Source organism: Streptomyces sp. R11 (assembly GCF_041051905.1).
Taxonomy (GTDB): domain Bacteria; phylum Actinomycetota; class Actinomycetes; order Streptomycetales; family Streptomycetaceae; genus Streptomyces.
Map to the genome: position 1 here is coordinate 400,854 of NZ_CP163432.1, position 13,508 is coordinate 414,361.

Genomic DNA, 13,508 nt, shown 5'->3' on the forward strand with positions numbered 1-13,508 from the left:
GAGACGCTGCCGTTCAGGTCAGCCCATCAGACCGGCGGCGAGCGTGGCCCCGAGCTCCCAGCAGGCCTCGGTGTCCGCCCTGGTGGGCTCGCCCGTGACGGTCACCGGATTCGCCGCCCGGCGCCAGCCCAGGCCCGTTGTGATCGAGTCGATCGCCCGTACCGCCCCGGTGACGTCGCTGCCACCGTGCACGTAGTAGCCGAAGGGCCGGCCCTGGGTCGCGTCCAGGCAGGGGTAGTAGACCTGGTCGAAGAAATGCTTGAGGGCTCCTGAGATGTAGCCGAGGTTCGCCGGGGTGGCGAGGAGGTAGCCGTCGGCGGCCAGCACGTCGGAGGCCGTGGCCGACAGCGCCGGCCGGCGCACGACCTCGACGTTCTCGATCTCCGGCGCCGTGGCACCGGAGATGAGGGCTTCGAGCATGGCCTGGCAGTTGGGCGAGGGCGTGTGATGCACGATCAGCAAGGTGGGCACATCCGAACCCTGCCGGGGTGCCCGTTCACGACGCAACCCTGACGTGCGGAGTGTTGCCCTCAGCTCTCGGGGATCACGGCGTTGACCCTGGCTACCGCGGCCGACAGATGTTCCTGCACCTCTTCGGGCAGCGCATCGCCCTTGACCGCGGTGACGAGGTCACCGGCCAGGGAATGCAGTTTGGTGTTGGTGTTCTGGGAGGCCGTGACCAGCACCGTCCAGGCCTCCTCCGAGCTCAGGCTGAACGAGGCCATCAGGATTCCGCGGGCCAGGTCGATGGTGGGCCGGGTCTGCATCGCCCGGCGCAGTTGGGCGACTTCTATCCGCAGATCGTGATGGGCGCCCTCGGGCGCCTCCGGGTCCTGGGCTTGCCCATCGACCGCGGCATGCCCGCCCGGACGCCCGTCCGGGTCGATCCGGCCGAACAGCGAGTGCGTGCCGGTCAGGGAGAGCAGGCGGTCGACTGCCGTACTGGTTGCCTGGATCGCGACCGTCTTGCCCTGCTCCAAGGCGAGGTGGCGCATGTTGAGCAGGATGTTGAGGGTCGAGCAGTCGCAGAAGGAGACCCCCTCCAGATGCAGGTCGATGCCACGGACCGAGCGGTTCAGAGCTTCACGCAGGACGCTCCGGAGTCGCTCGCTGCTGTCGAGGTCGAGCTCTCCGGAGACCTTCACCATGACCCTGTCGCCGTCCGCGCCAACGGTGGTGACCAGCGGCCACGACGAAGCCGCCGCCGGTCCGCCGCCGCAGTTCACGCGGTCGGCAGCGCCCCTGTTGGGGGGCTGTGCAGAGGACGCGAGCTCGGGCATGACCGCCTCTCTCTCAGGTACTCCCCGTCTGACTACAAGAGTGAACCCGAACTGCGGAACACGTCAACAGATACATGAAATTGAGTGCGTGTATTTGTATTCGTGAACACCCAGCCGTACTCTTGGGGCATGGACGGAGTCCCTGAGCCGCACACCGGATGGACGTTTCTGACGAACCATGCCCGCGTCCTCGCGGCCATCGCCGACAACCCGAACGTGCGGATCCGGAACATCGCCGCGCACTGCCGACTCACCGAGCGCGCTGTCCAGAAGATCATTTCGGACCTGGAGCAGGACGGCTATCTGTCCCACACCCGCGAGGGACGCACCAACACCTACCGGATCGAGGCCGGCAAGGTGCTGCGGCACCCCGCCGAGGCCGGACTGCCGGTGGCCGAACTGCTCTCGCTGCTCATCCAGGCCGAGGCCGGGCACACCTCCGCCCCGGAGCAGCTCAGGACGGCGCGCCCGCGGATGCCCGTGGACGGCGGATGACCCGCAGAGCGTGGATGACCTGCCGATTGCGCCCGCTTCGCGGAGTGCTGATGACCGGCTGACCGCGCGTGCCCCGCGGAAGGCCCGTTGTCCGCTGACGGCGCGTGCCCCGCGGAAAGCGCGTTGCCTGCTAGCGGCGCGTGCCCCGCGAAGGGCGCATGACCTGCGGATGGCGTGTGACCTGCGGGTGCCGCATGCCCCGCACAGACGACATGACTCGGCCACGGAGGGCGGCCGGTCGCCTGACTCGGCCGCCCGGGAGACACCGGTGGCCCGGCCTCAGCACAGGACGCGCAGTGCTCCCGGCAGAACCCTGACCGTGACCGGCAGGGTGGCCTCCACCTCGCCGTCCGCGCCGTAGGGCACCTCGCGGTCGGCCGCGATACGGATCTCCCTGCCCCGCAGGATCTGCACCTGGGGGCGATGGACGTGGGCGCCGGTCTTGAGCTCGTTCATCAGGGCGAAGAACAGCCGGCGCGGCGCCTCGCGGATCATCACGACGTCCAGCAGACCGTCGTCGACACGGGCGTCGGGGGCGATCAGGCGGCCGGATCCGTAGTAGCCGGAGTTGGCGGCCACGACCGTGTAGCCGGTGTGCAGATGTTCCTGGCCGTCGACGGTGACCCGGTAGCGCGCGGGGCGCCAGGTGGTGACGGCGCGCAGACCGCCCGCGTAGTAGGAGGCCGAGCCGCGCAGCACTGTGGCCTCGTTGGCGTGGCGGTTGGCCAGGGCGTCGACGCCGGCGTACACGCTGCCGAGGACCACCGTGCGGTCGTGTACGGCCGACTCGACCTCGATCGTGTCGACCTGCCGGGGTTCGTTGTGGAGCAGTACCTCGGCGAGGGCGGCGGGCTCGGTGGGCAGTTTCAGCGCCCGGGCGAAGTCGTTGCCGCGGCCGGCGGGGACCAGGCCGAGCAGTGCGTCGGTGCCGCTGAGGGCCCCGCCGACACCGCCGGCGATTCCGTCGCCGCCGACGGCGAGCACCACCCGGCCCCGCTCCCCGGCGTCACGGGCCAGTCCCTGCGCGTGGGCCAGGCTGCGGCTGTACTCGGTTTCCAGGTCGGCCCCGGCCTCCCGCAGCGGCCTGGCCACGTTCAGCAGTGCGGCAGCTGAGGCGGATCCGCCCGCCGTGGGGTTGACGATGGCGGTGAACTGTCGCATCGGGGGTGCCTTTCGGGCCGACGGGAGGGTGCTGCCGGAGGCGGGCGGAGGAGGTGGGTGAGCCGGGGGTGAACAGGCGCGGTGAGGTCAGTCGAGGGGCAGGAGGACCCCGGGGTTGAGCAGACCCTGCGGGTCCAGCCGGCGCTTCACCGCCTGCAGGGCCTCGATGCCGAGGGGGCCCGCCTCGCGGACGTACCAGTCGCGGTGGTCGGTGCCCACGCCGTGGTGGTGGCTGATGGTGCCGCCCGCGGCAAGGATCGCCTCGTTGGCTGCGTGCTTGGCCTTCTCCCAGTGCACCACCGGTTCGTCGCCCTGCGCCGAGACGACGGTGAAGTACAGCGAGGCACCGTTCTCGTAGACGTGGGAGATGTGGCACATGATCAGGGGAGGGGTGCCGGCCTCGGTGAGCGTGGTGGACAGGGCGTCGCGGACGGACGCGTACAGCTCGGGCACGCGCGACCAGAAGGTCGCCGTCTCCAGCGTCTCGACGAACGCCCCGGCGTCCAGCAAGGAGTCCCGCAGGTAGGGGGCCGAATAGCGGCCGTGCGCCCAGCGCCGGCCGGGTTCCTCGCCCAGCGGGGTTCCGCCGCAGTCCCGAAGGACGGCCGACGCGCGCTCGCGGCAGTACGAGGTGTCCTCGTCGGTGCCTTCGTAGCCGGCGATCGCCGTGCATCCCGGGGACTGCTGCCCGTCGACGGCGGCACCTATGGCGTCGGGCTGGGCAAGGCCGATCAGCGTCTCGGTCTCGTCGGACAGTCGCAGCACCGTCGGGCGCGGGCCGTCCTGGGCGAGGCGGCGCAGCGCGGCGGCGCCCGCCTCGAAGGAGTCGAAGCGCCAGCCCTCGTACACGCGGGTCGCGGGTACGGGACGGATCCGCACGGTGACGGACGTGATGACGCCGAACGCGCCCTCCGAGCCGAGCACGAGCTGCCGCAGGTCGGGGCCGGCCGCCGAGCGAGGCGCGCGGCCGGTGTCGAGGGTGCCCTCGGGGGTGGCGACGGTCAGGCCCAGGACCATCTCGTCGAAGCGGCCGTAGCCGGCGGACGCCTGGCCGCTGGAGCGGGCGGCGGCGAACCCGCCGATGGTGGCCCACTCGAAGGACTGGGGGAAGTGGCCGAGCGTGAATCCCTGTTCGGCCAGCAGCACCTCCGCCTGCGGTGCGCGCAGCCCGGGCTGCAGGGTGGCGGTGCGGGAGACCGGGTCGAGGGCGAGCAACTGGTCCATGCGGCGCAGGTCCAGGGCGACGAAGGAACCGCGCCGGGCGGGGGCGAGGCCGCCGACGACGGACGTACCACCGCCGAACGGGACGACGGCCAGGCCGTGTTCGGCGCAGGCGCGCACTGCCGCGAGCACGTCGTCGTGGCCGGCGGGGAGCACGACGGCCGCGGGGATGTCGTCGACCTCTCCCTCGCGCATCCGGAGCAGGTCGGGGGTGGACTTGCCGCGCGTGTGCCGGATGCGGCTCTCCGCGTCGGTGCGGACGTGCTCCTCGCCGCCGACCGCCGCGGACAGGGCCTGGAGCGCGGCGGGTTCGAGTCCCGGCTCGGGTACGGCGATGTCCGCCAGGGCGACCGGCTCGGCGGCGCGCGGCTTGACGCCGAGCCAATCGCGCAGCAGCCCGGTCACGGTCTCGGGCAGCGGCGCCGCCTTGGCCGGGTCGCCCCAGCCGCTCCACAGCATGTCCATTGGCTGTTGTCCTCACCGGTCGATTCAAGCGATGCCGTGTCCCGGACGGCCCCGCAGGCGTTACACTGTGACACATGACGCCTATTCGTCACAACCACTCGGACAGCGACGCGGTGCTCGACGCGGTACGCGACTGCGTCCTGGCCGTCGGAGTCCGCCGTACGACGCTGACCGACGTGGCCCGCCGCGCGGGTGTCTCCCGGATGACGCTGTACAGACGGTGGCCCGATGTGCGCTCCCTGGTGGGCGACCTCATGACCCGCGAATGGGTCGCGGTGGCCACGGCGGCCATGCCCGAGCGGCGGCCCGGTACGAGCGCGCGCGGCCTGATCGTCGACGGGCTCGTGACCGGGGTGGGCGCCTTCCGCGCCCATCCGCTCTTCCGGAAGATCGTTGACGTCGATCCGGAACTGCTGCTCCCCTACGTCCTCGACCGCCGCGGCGCGAGCCAGCAGGCCCTTCTCGCCCTGCTGGCCGACGGTCTGCGCGAAGGCCACGCCGACGGGTCGGTACGCGCCGGCCATGTCGAACGGCAGGCACGGGCCCTGCTGCTGATCGTCCAGTCCTTCACCCTGTCCTTGCGGACCATGACCGACGAGGACGACGCCGACCTGAGCAGTGAGGCCTTCCTGGCGGAACTGCGCAGCATCCTGGAAAGGACCCTCACGCCATGAGCCCCGCCACTCCCCCGGTTCCCGGATCGTCCCTGTCCGCCGCCCGGCGCTCGCGCGAACTGGCCGAGGCCGTCGGCGGTCCGGCCGTGGACGTCCTGGTCGTCGGGCTGGGCGCGACGGGCGCCGGGGTCGCCCTGGACGCCGCGGCCCGCGGTCTGTCGGTGGTCGCCGTCGATGCCCATGACCTGGCCTTCGGAACCTCACGCTTCAGCAGCAAGCTCATCCACGGCGGGCTGCGCTATCTCGCCTCCGCGCAGCTCGACGTGGCCCACGAAAGCGCCGTCGAGCGTGGGGTGTTGATGGAGCGCACGGCGCCGCATCTGGTGCGGGCCCAGCCCTTCGTGCTGCCCCTGACCCCCCTGGTCTCCCGGGGCCAGTCCGCCCTGGCCTGGGCCGGATTCCGCGCCGGTGACACCCTGCGTCTGACGGCCCGCACGGCCCGCGCCACCCTGCCCGCCCCGCGCCGGCTCTCCGCGGTGGAGACCCGGCACCTCGCGCCCGCCCTGCGCACCCAGGGCCTGCGCGGCGGCCTGCTGTCCTGGGACGGCCGGCTCACCGACGACGCCCGGCTGGTGACCGCGATCGCCCGCACCGCCGCCGCACGCGACGCACGCATCCTGACTCGCGTCAGGGCTTTGGAACTCACCGCGTCCGGCGCCCGCATACGTGACGAACTCACCGGCGAGGAAGGCGAGATCAGGGCCCGCGCCGTGATCAACGCGTCCGGCGTCTGGGCGGGCGACCTGGTGGAGGGCATCCGGATCCGCCCCTCACGCGGCACCCACCTCGTCCTGCGCTCCGACCGCCTCGGCCCCCTGCCCGCAGGGCTGCACGTCCCGGTCCCCGGCGAGACCAACCGTTTCGTCCTCGTCCTGCCCCAGGGCGACGGCCGCGTCTATGTCGGGCTCACCGACGAACCCGTCGAGGGCGACATCCCCGACGTTCCCCAGGTCCCCGAGACGGACATCGGCTTCCTCCTCGACGTCCTCGGCTCCGTCCTGGACCTCCCCGTCCAACGCGACGACGTCGTGGGCGCGTTCGCGGGCCTTCGCCCCCTGCTCGACACCACCCCGACGGCACGCTCCGGCTCGGCTCCGCGGACCGCCGACATCTCCCGGCGGCACGCGGTGGTCACCTCGCCGGACGGCGTGATCACCGTGGTCGGCGGCAAGCTCACCACCTATCGGCGCATGGCCCAGGACGCCGTCGACGCGGCCATCAGCGCGCGCCGGCTCACCGCCGGCCCCTCCCCCACGGCCACCCTGCCCCTCGTCGGCGCCGCATCACCCGCCACCCTCGGCTCCCTCCAGGCGCCGCACCGCCTCATCCAGCGCTACGGCACCGAGGCTCCGGCCATCCACGCACTCGCCGCCCAGGATCCCCGCCTGGCCGAACCCGTGCTGCCGGGGCATCCCGTCACCAACGCCGAACTGCTGTGGGCCGTACGCAACGAAGGCGCCCTGGACGAGGCCGACCTGCTCGACCGGCGTACCCGGATCGGGCTGGTGCCTGCCGATCGCGCGGCTGCGCTCGAGGCCGTACGCCAGGTCTGGTCCGACGTGTCCGCCTGAGGACGCCGTACGTCAGCCGCCGGTGCGCCGAAGCCGCCACACGTGGTCGTCCCGGAAGCCCTCCAGCCCCTCGGGTGACTCGCTCGGCTTGCGTACCGTGTCCAGCGTCTCCACGCTCCAGTCGGCCTCCGGCAGGGCGAGTTCGTCGAGGACGCCCCGCAGGGTGGGGAACTCCGCGTCGAAGGGTGGCTCGGTCTGCCAGGACGGCCAGCCGGCGTGCATGACGATCAGCAAAGTGCCGCCCGCCGCGACCGCAGCTGCGGCCTGCCGCAGAACCCGCTGCTGATCCAGGGCGACCGGTGACTGCAGGAACTGAGCGTTCACCAGGTCGAAGGAACCCTCGGGGAACGACTCTCCCAGCACGTGCCGTTCCCAGGACGTACGGTCGCTCACGCCGGCCTCGGCGGCGTGCAGGGCGGCACGTTCCAAAGCCGTGTGCGCGATGTCGACGCCGGTGACCCGCCAGCCGCGCGAGGCGAGCCACACCGCGTCACCTCCTTCGCCGCATCCAAGGTCGAGCGCACTTCCCGGTGCGAGCTCGGCGGCCTCACGCACGAGCAACGCGTTGGGGCGGCCGCTCCACAGCCGCCCGTCGCGGTCGCGGTAGCGGGCCTCCCAGAACTCGGCGGCCTTCAGTGCGGATGTCTCGGTCATGGCGCCTCCCGTATGCACGGATGTCGTGGTGGGACACGGGCAGCGCGAGGGCTCCCGGTCCACGCTGATGAAGCCTGCGGGAGGCCTTGGCGGGAGACAAACAGTGTTGCCGGTTCAGCAAAGCGCGGGACGAGCGACCACAGGACTACGACCTTGGTCCCGGTCCACCTGAGCCCGCGGCCCGATCTACCGAACCCGCGCCCCGCCTAGCCTCACAGCATGCGTATCGGACTACTTGGCACCGGCAACGTCGCACGAGCACTGGCCCATGGATGGCGCGCCGCAGGGCACGACGTATTACTGGGTTCACGCAACCCGAAGGAACGCGCGGACCTCGGCCTCCCCGTGGCAGGTCTGAGCGAGACGGCGGCCCACGCGGAGGTTCTGGTCAACGCCACCCCCGGGACCGTCTCCGTGGAACTGCTGCACTCCATCGGGGCACCGGCACTGGCCGGCACCTTGCTGATCGATGTCGGGGTCGGCCTCAGCGACGACTACACCGAACTCTCCCACCCCAACAGCAGCCTGGGTGAACAGATCCAGGAGGCCTTCCCCCTGACCCCCGTCGTCAAGACGCTGTGCACCATGGACGCCACCGTGATGATCGCCCCGAACGATCTCGACGGCCCCAGCACCGTATTCCTCTCCGGCGACGACGCCGAGGCCAAGCGGACGACCGGCCGACTGCTCACCGACCTCGGCTGGGCCCCGTCGTCCCAACTCGACATCGGCGGCATCCGCACCGCGCGCGGTCAGGAGCACTTCGCGTTGCTCTTCATGGGGATCGCGGGCGGCGTGGGCGCGCACACGTTCAACATCAAGGTGGTCACCCGCGCCGCCGTCGAGTAGGTCACTCCCCCGGCGCCTCCAACCAGAAGCCCGCGCGCGTGCGCCAGAGGTCGAGGAGTGCGGTGTCGCCCTTTGTCTCTACGGCGGCTGTCGGCCGACGGTAGAAGTACAGGAGGAGGTCGGTCACCGGGCCGCGTGCGGTCGCGGTCGTGGGGGCGTCGCCGGGTCCGGGGCGCCAGACGGGGTGCTCGCCCGTGAGGTCGACGAGCCATTCTCCGGCGTCGGTCGCGTCGAAGTGGAGCCTGCGGTCCGGACCGAGCAGGTCGGGCAGGTCCGGACCCGGCTCGAACGCCTCGGGGAATGTCGAGAACTCCAGCCATTCCTGCACCGCGTCGACGGCGAGGTCGCCATCGAGCGCGAACTCCGCCCCCGTCGCCAGGGCGGCGTCGGCCCGGTGCAGGGCGGTCTCGTAGGTCATGCGCCTGGCCCAGAACGCCACGGGCCCCGATCGCTCGTCGGACGGGTTCCACGCGTGCGCTTCGGGGCCAACTGCGCGGAGCGTGGCACTGAACCGTGCCGCGCCTTCGGTGAGCCACGGGAGGAGGAAGTCCTCGTGCTCGTGGGTGTACGAGGTCACGTCGTTCACGCCGTCGTCGGGGATCGGACCGGTGGCGCGGGTCCGTACGATCTCCTCGGCCCACCGGTGGTCACCGCCCACGTGCCGCAGCAGCTGGCCGAGGTTCCAGCCGGGGCAGGAGAGCACCGGGGCGGTCATGTCCGCGCCGCGCACATGGGCGGTGAGCTGCTCGGTCTGGGAGACGATCGCGTCGCAGTAGCGGTCGAAGGGCAGCGAGGTCATCGCCTCATGATGCCGCAGGGCCACAATCCGCTCTGTCGGTGGTCTCGGATACTGTGTGCCGCCTGAGCAAGATCAGAAAGAGCAGGATCGGGTGGGGAGATCACCATGTTGGTGGGGGCGGGACAGGTACGGCGCCGGCTGGCGCAGGTGGCTTTGCTGGCAGGGGTGCTGACGGGCTGTTCGGGGGCGGCCGAGGACGACCCGAAGACGTCGGCGAGCGCATCGACGTCGGCGTCCGCGTCGGCCGAGGCGGCGAGTGACGGTTATACGGCGGTGAAGCGCGGGGGCACCATCGGCGCCGCCGGATCGGACTGCGAGCTCCCCGTCACCTTCGACATCGCCCAGTACTGGGAGGCGGAGGCCGTCGCCGCCGGGACGGGGAAGGACGAGGCGGGTGGCAGCGAGGACAGCGAGCTGGCGCAGGAGATCGCCGACGCGCTGCTGCACCAGGGTCCTGTCACGGCGGCCTGCGAAGTGGACGCCAAGCCTGCGGGGAACATCGGCTTCCTGCGGATCTGGACGGGCGAACCGGGTGACGAGGACGCCCGCACCGTGCTGGAGGCCTTCCTGGCCGACGAGAACGGCGTGAGCAAGGCGAAGTACAGCGCGTTCAAGGCGGGCGCCCTCGCCGGTGCCGAGGTGAAGTACCTCGTCACGAGCAAACTCCTGGAGGAGACGAAGGAGGAAACCGCCCTGGCCGTCACCACCGAGAAGGGGCCGGTCGTCATACACCTCGGCGGTATGGACACCGAGGAGCACCGGGCGATGCTGCCGGCCTACGAACTGGCAAAGAGGACGCTGCGGGTCGGCTGAGCGACGGGTGTGTCCGGCGCGAGGGGAGGGCCGCCGCGCCGGACACCGGTCCTGAGCCCGTACGGTGCCGGTTCGACACCGGTCCCGAGTCGGTCAGGAAGCCGTACAGGAACCGACCACCGGGGCCGCGTCGGTGCCGTTCTTCATGACCGTGAAGCCGAAGCTGGTCGACGCTCCGGCGGCCAGGGTGCCGTTGCCGTTCGGCCTCATCGTCATGAGGTTGCCGCTGGTGTCCCAGCTGGGTGTGCCGTTCCAGGTTGTGGAGACCTTCTGCGGGGGTGTCACGGTGACGGTCGCGGTCCAGTTGCTGATCCCTGAACTCCCCGCGGTGATGGTGACCTTGCCGTTGAAGCGGTCACTCCATTCTTCGGCCTTGCTGTAGGTCGCCGTGCAGGCGGCGCCGGGAGTGCCGCCGCCGGAGGAGGAGCCGCCGAGCGCGGTCAGGACCGCGGTGTACGCCGGCTTCTTGTTGTAGTTGCCGTCGAACAGCAGGGGCGTTCCACTGGCGCGCCAGGAGTACTTGTCGGTGACGCCCCATACGGTGATGCCGGTGCAGCGCGAGACGGCCAGGCAGGCCCGTGTCACGTTGGTGTAGCTGTTGGCCTGTGCCGTGCCCGAGCCCTCGATGTCCAGCTCGGTGATCTGCACGTCGACGCCGAGGTCGGCGAAGCGCTGCAGGTTCGCCTGGTAGTCGGACGGGACCGGGGAGGCGCTGTTGAAGTGGGACTGGAAGCCGACGCAGTCGATCGGTACGCCGCGGGACTTGAAGTCCCTGACCAGGTTGTAGACGGCATTGCTCTTCGCGTTGACGCCGTCGGTGTTGTAATCGTTGTAGCAGAGCTTGGCGGCGGGGTCCGCGGCGCGGGCGGTGCGGAACGCCTCCTCGATGAAGCCGTTGCCCAGCTTGTCCTGGAAGGGCGAGCTGCGACGCGCGCCGCTGCTGCCGTCCTGGAAGGCCTCGTTGACGACGTCCCAGGAGTGGATCTTGCCCTTGTAGTGCTGCATGACCTGGGTGATGTGGTTGTTCATCGCCGATCTGAGGTCGGCGGTGCCGAGTCCCGCGACCCAGCTCGGTAACTGGGAGTGCCAGACCAGGGTGTGGCCGCGGACCTTCATGCCCCGGCTCTGGGCGTGGTTCACGATCTGGTCGGCGGAGCCGAAGGTGAAGGTGCCGCGGGTGCGCTCGGTGGCGTCCCACTTCATCTCGTTCTCCGGCGTCGCCGAGTTGAACTCGGTGTCGAGCGTCGAGGCGTACGGGGCTTCGCCCAGGTGGTTCGCGGCGACGGCGGCGCCGAAGTAGCGGCCCTTCTCGGCTGCCGCGGCGCCGAGGGTACTGGCCGCCTCGGCGGTGCCCGCGAGGGCGGTGACACCGCCGACGGCGAGCAGTCCCGCCGTGCCGAGGGCCAGTGCGGTGCGGGTGCGCGAGCGGCGAGGGCGACGCTCGGGAGGCGGGTCGATGGATGTGCGGGTCACCATCTCGTCCCCTTCCTAGGGCTTCGAAAGTTTCGGATGGATTTCCGAATTTCGCGGCAGACCCTAGGAGCGACACCCATTGCCGTCAACAGACCGCACACCCACCGGCCTCAGTTGGCTCAAGAAAGCCCCTCCACGACACCCGTCAGCGGTTCGAAAGTTTCGATTCGCTCTACGACCCCGTGCCGGTGTAGAACGCGATCGTCGCCGTCGTCGTGGCCGCGACGACCTGTCCATCGGCGCCCGAGGCGGTGTAAGCCTCGCCCCACAGCTCGCCGGACCGGGTCGCGTACGCCTTGCCCTCGTCCGAGAGCTGCCAGGCCTCGGACTCCTCCTTGCTCATCCCGCCGCCGGCGAGGTGCATGGCGAGGCCCAGCAGCCCCAGGTCCCAGCCGACGCCCACGGCTCCCGGCCCGAACTGGTCCCAGAACTCGTCCGGCACGACGGCCACGTGCTCCAGCTCCAGCACCGTGCGCTCCTCGCCGTCCGGCGTGATCCGCACCTCGACCTCGCTGAACCCCGGGTCGGGCCCGTACAGCCAGCTCACGCGCAGCCGCGTGGGCTCCTCGCATTCGAGGATCTCGCCCCCGGCGTTGCCCTCCAGCTGGTAGCGCCCGCCGACCTTGAACTCCCCGCTGACGGGCAGGAACCAGCGGCTGATCCGCTCGGGCGACGTCACCGCGTCCCACACGTCGGCCAACTCGGCGTCGTACGTGCGCCGCAGCAGCACCGTGCGGGCCTCGCCCGCCTCGACCTGCCGTGCACCGACCTGCCGGTGCAGGCGGTTCAACTCGTCGACGATCTCACTCATCCCCGCTCGCTTCCTTTCTGAGCCTGCGCTCGCGCTTGCCTCGCGCGAGTTCCGTTCCGAGGGCGTCGAGCCGCTGCTCCCAGAAGCCGCGGAACCTCTCCAGCCACGCGTCCACCTCGCGCAGCGGCGCGGCATCAACGGCGTACAGCCGACGCGTGCCCTCCGCCCGCACGGACGCGAAGCCGCTCTCGCGCAGCACCCGCAGGTGCTGCGACACGGCTGGTTGGGAGATTCCGAACTCGTCCTGGATCACGGCACCGATGTCGCCCGATGCCTGCTCGCCGGTCGCGAGCAGCTCCAATATCCGGCGCCTGACCGGATCACCCAGCACATCGAATGCGTGCACGGCTTCACTATGCCAGCGACTGCTTATATAAGGCAAGGCTTAAATAATGGTCCTGGACGGGCCGCGGCCCGAGCGGGATGTCCGCCTGCCGCGTACCCCTCCCCCCGCCCTATCCCCGGTCGGCGAGGAACCCGTCGAGTGCCGCGGTCAGTTCGGCCGGCTTCTCCACCGGCAGTTCGTGGCCGGCATCCAGGACACGGATCACCGCGTCGGGGTAGGCCTTGGCCATCCGCAGCATCTGGGCGAGTGGCAGTTGGATGTCGTGGTAGCCGTGCACCATGAGGGTGGGCGTGCGAATCTCGCCGACCCGGTCCAGCACATCGAAGGCACGCATGGCGCCGTAGAGCGTCATGACGACTTCGCGGGGGGTGTCGGCGGAGGCGCGGATGTACTCGCGGATCTCTTCTCGCGGGTGGCCGGGGGCGAAGGCGCGCTGGATGTTGGTGGCGACGAACAGCTTGAAGGGGGCGAGCGTCGAGGCGGCCATCAGCAGGGCACGGCCCCGGCTGTAGGCCATCCTGCCGATGGAGTTCACCAGCACCATGCGCTCGACCCGCTCCGGGTGGGCGAGGGTGATGGTCTGGGCGATCATCCCGCCCATGGAGTGGCCGATGATCGCGAACCGCTCGATCTCGAGGTGGTCGAGAACGGCGAGCACGTCCTTGGCCAGGTCGTCGATCGTGCGCGCTCCCGCCCCGCTGCTGTCGCCGTGCCCGCGCAGATCGAGCCGGACGACGCGCCGCTTCTCGGCGAAGTGAGCCACCTGGTGGTCCCAGCGATGCCGGTTCGCCGTCCAGCCGTGGACGAACACCAGGGGCACACCCGAGCCCTCGCGGGGGCCCTCGTCGTCGTACGTCAGCGTCGCGCCGTCGACTTCGAGCTGCGGCATGGGTGGC

Annotated in this window: 15 protein-coding genes; 5 read left to right on the forward strand and 10 right to left on the reverse strand. The window is 70.9% G+C overall.

Annotated elements, in window-relative coordinates; translation table 11 throughout:
• Positions 1 to 18: 18 nt before the first annotated feature.
• The gene (locus tag AB5J55_RS02015) at positions 19 to 471 is read right to left on the reverse strand and encodes a flavodoxin family protein (RefSeq protein WP_369268958.1); all 453 of its coding nucleotides are present in this window, start codon (positions 469 to 471) and stop codon (positions 19 to 21) included.
• Positions 472 to 530: 59 nt separating this feature from the next.
• Positions 531 to 1,280, reverse strand: coding sequence for an anti-sigma factor antagonist (locus AB5J55_RS02020; protein WP_369268959.1), 750 nt, complete (start codon positions 1,278 to 1,280; stop codon positions 531 to 533).
• 129 nt (positions 1,281 to 1,409) lie between these two features.
• Between AB5J55_RS02020 and AB5J55_RS02025 the strand changes: the two genes are divergently transcribed.
• Positions 1,410 to 1,775 (forward strand): helix-turn-helix transcriptional regulator, encoded by a 366-nt coding sequence (locus AB5J55_RS02025; protein ID WP_369268960.1) that lies wholly within the window; start codon positions 1,410 to 1,412, stop codon positions 1,773 to 1,775.
• Between the two features lie 279 nt (positions 1,776 to 2,054).
• Here AB5J55_RS02025 and AB5J55_RS02030 read toward each other — a convergent pair whose 3' ends face one another.
• Together AB5J55_RS02030 and AB5J55_RS02035 are read right to left on the reverse strand one after the other, a co-directional pair.
• Complete coding sequence (locus AB5J55_RS02030; RefSeq protein WP_369268961.1) at positions 2,055 to 2,936, reverse strand: YegS/Rv2252/BmrU family lipid kinase; 882 nt, start codon at positions 2,934 to 2,936, stop codon at positions 2,055 to 2,057.
• 87 nt (positions 2,937 to 3,023) lie between these two features.
• Positions 3,024 to 4,622 (reverse strand): FAD-binding oxidoreductase, encoded by a 1,599-nt coding sequence (locus AB5J55_RS02035; protein ID WP_369268962.1) that lies wholly within the window; start codon positions 4,620 to 4,622, stop codon positions 3,024 to 3,026.
• 74 nt (positions 4,623 to 4,696) lie between these two features.
• On the opposite strand from AB5J55_RS02035, the gene AB5J55_RS02040 reads away from it, so the two are divergent.
• Positions 4,697 to 5,296, forward strand: coding sequence for a TetR/AcrR family transcriptional regulator (locus AB5J55_RS02040; protein ID WP_369268963.1), 600 nt, complete (start codon positions 4,697 to 4,699; stop codon positions 5,294 to 5,296).
• Positions 5,293 to 6,867 (forward strand): FAD-dependent oxidoreductase, encoded by a 1,575-nt coding sequence (locus tag AB5J55_RS02045; protein WP_369268964.1) that lies wholly within the window; start codon positions 5,293 to 5,295, stop codon positions 6,865 to 6,867. Before AB5J55_RS02040 ends, AB5J55_RS02045 begins: the two co-directional genes overlap by 4 nt.
• 12 nt (positions 6,868 to 6,879) lie before the next feature.
• Here the strand turns inward: AB5J55_RS02045 and AB5J55_RS02050 are convergent, their stop codons facing one another.
• Entirely contained in the window at positions 6,880 to 7,521 is a 642-nt protein-coding gene (locus AB5J55_RS02050) for a class I SAM-dependent methyltransferase (RefSeq protein ID WP_369268965.1), read from the reverse strand.
• A gap of 219 nt (positions 7,522 to 7,740) precedes the next feature.
• Between AB5J55_RS02050 and AB5J55_RS02055 the strand changes: the two genes are divergently transcribed.
• Positions 7,741 to 8,370 (forward strand): NADPH-dependent F420 reductase, encoded by a 630-nt coding sequence (locus AB5J55_RS02055; RefSeq protein WP_369268966.1) that lies wholly within the window; start codon positions 7,741 to 7,743, stop codon positions 8,368 to 8,370.
• 1 nt (position 8,371) lies between these two features.
• On the opposite strand, the gene AB5J55_RS02060 is transcribed toward AB5J55_RS02055, so the two are convergent.
• Positions 8,372 to 9,169, reverse strand: coding sequence for a maleylpyruvate isomerase family mycothiol-dependent enzyme (locus AB5J55_RS02060; protein ID WP_369268967.1), 798 nt, complete (start codon positions 9,167 to 9,169; stop codon positions 8,372 to 8,374).
• Positions 9,170 to 9,274: 105 nt separating this feature from the next.
• Between AB5J55_RS02060 and AB5J55_RS02065 the strand changes: the two genes are divergently transcribed.
• Positions 9,275 to 9,982 carry a lipoprotein gene (locus tag AB5J55_RS02065; protein ID WP_369268968.1) on the forward strand — a complete coding sequence of 236 codons (708 nt, stop codon included), beginning with the start codon at positions 9,275 to 9,277 and terminating at the stop codon, positions 9,980 to 9,982.
• 93 nt (positions 9,983 to 10,075) lie between these two features.
• On the opposite strand, the gene AB5J55_RS02070 is transcribed toward AB5J55_RS02065, so the two are convergent.
• From AB5J55_RS02070 to AB5J55_RS02085, 4 genes are all read right to left on the reverse strand, one after another.
• Positions 10,076 to 11,458: an endo-1,4-beta-xylanase gene (locus AB5J55_RS02070; protein ID WP_369268969.1), complete on the reverse strand. Its 1,383-nt coding sequence runs from the start codon at positions 11,456 to 11,458 to the stop codon at positions 10,076 to 10,078.
• A gap of 169 nt (positions 11,459 to 11,627) precedes the next feature.
• Positions 11,628 to 12,266 carry an SRPBCC family protein gene (locus AB5J55_RS02075; protein ID WP_369268970.1) on the reverse strand — a complete coding sequence of 213 codons (639 nt, stop codon included), beginning with the start codon at positions 12,264 to 12,266 and terminating at the stop codon, positions 11,628 to 11,630.
• Entirely contained in the window at positions 12,259 to 12,612 is a 354-nt protein-coding gene (locus AB5J55_RS02080) for an ArsR/SmtB family transcription factor (protein WP_369268971.1), read from the reverse strand. The genes AB5J55_RS02075 and AB5J55_RS02080 overlap by 8 nt, the downstream gene beginning before the upstream one ends.
• A 109-nt stretch (positions 12,613 to 12,721) precedes the next feature.
• Positions 12,722 to 13,501 (reverse strand): alpha/beta fold hydrolase, encoded by a 780-nt coding sequence (locus AB5J55_RS02085; RefSeq protein WP_369268972.1) that lies wholly within the window; start codon positions 13,499 to 13,501, stop codon positions 12,722 to 12,724.
• Positions 13,502 to 13,508: the final 7 nt, after the last annotated feature.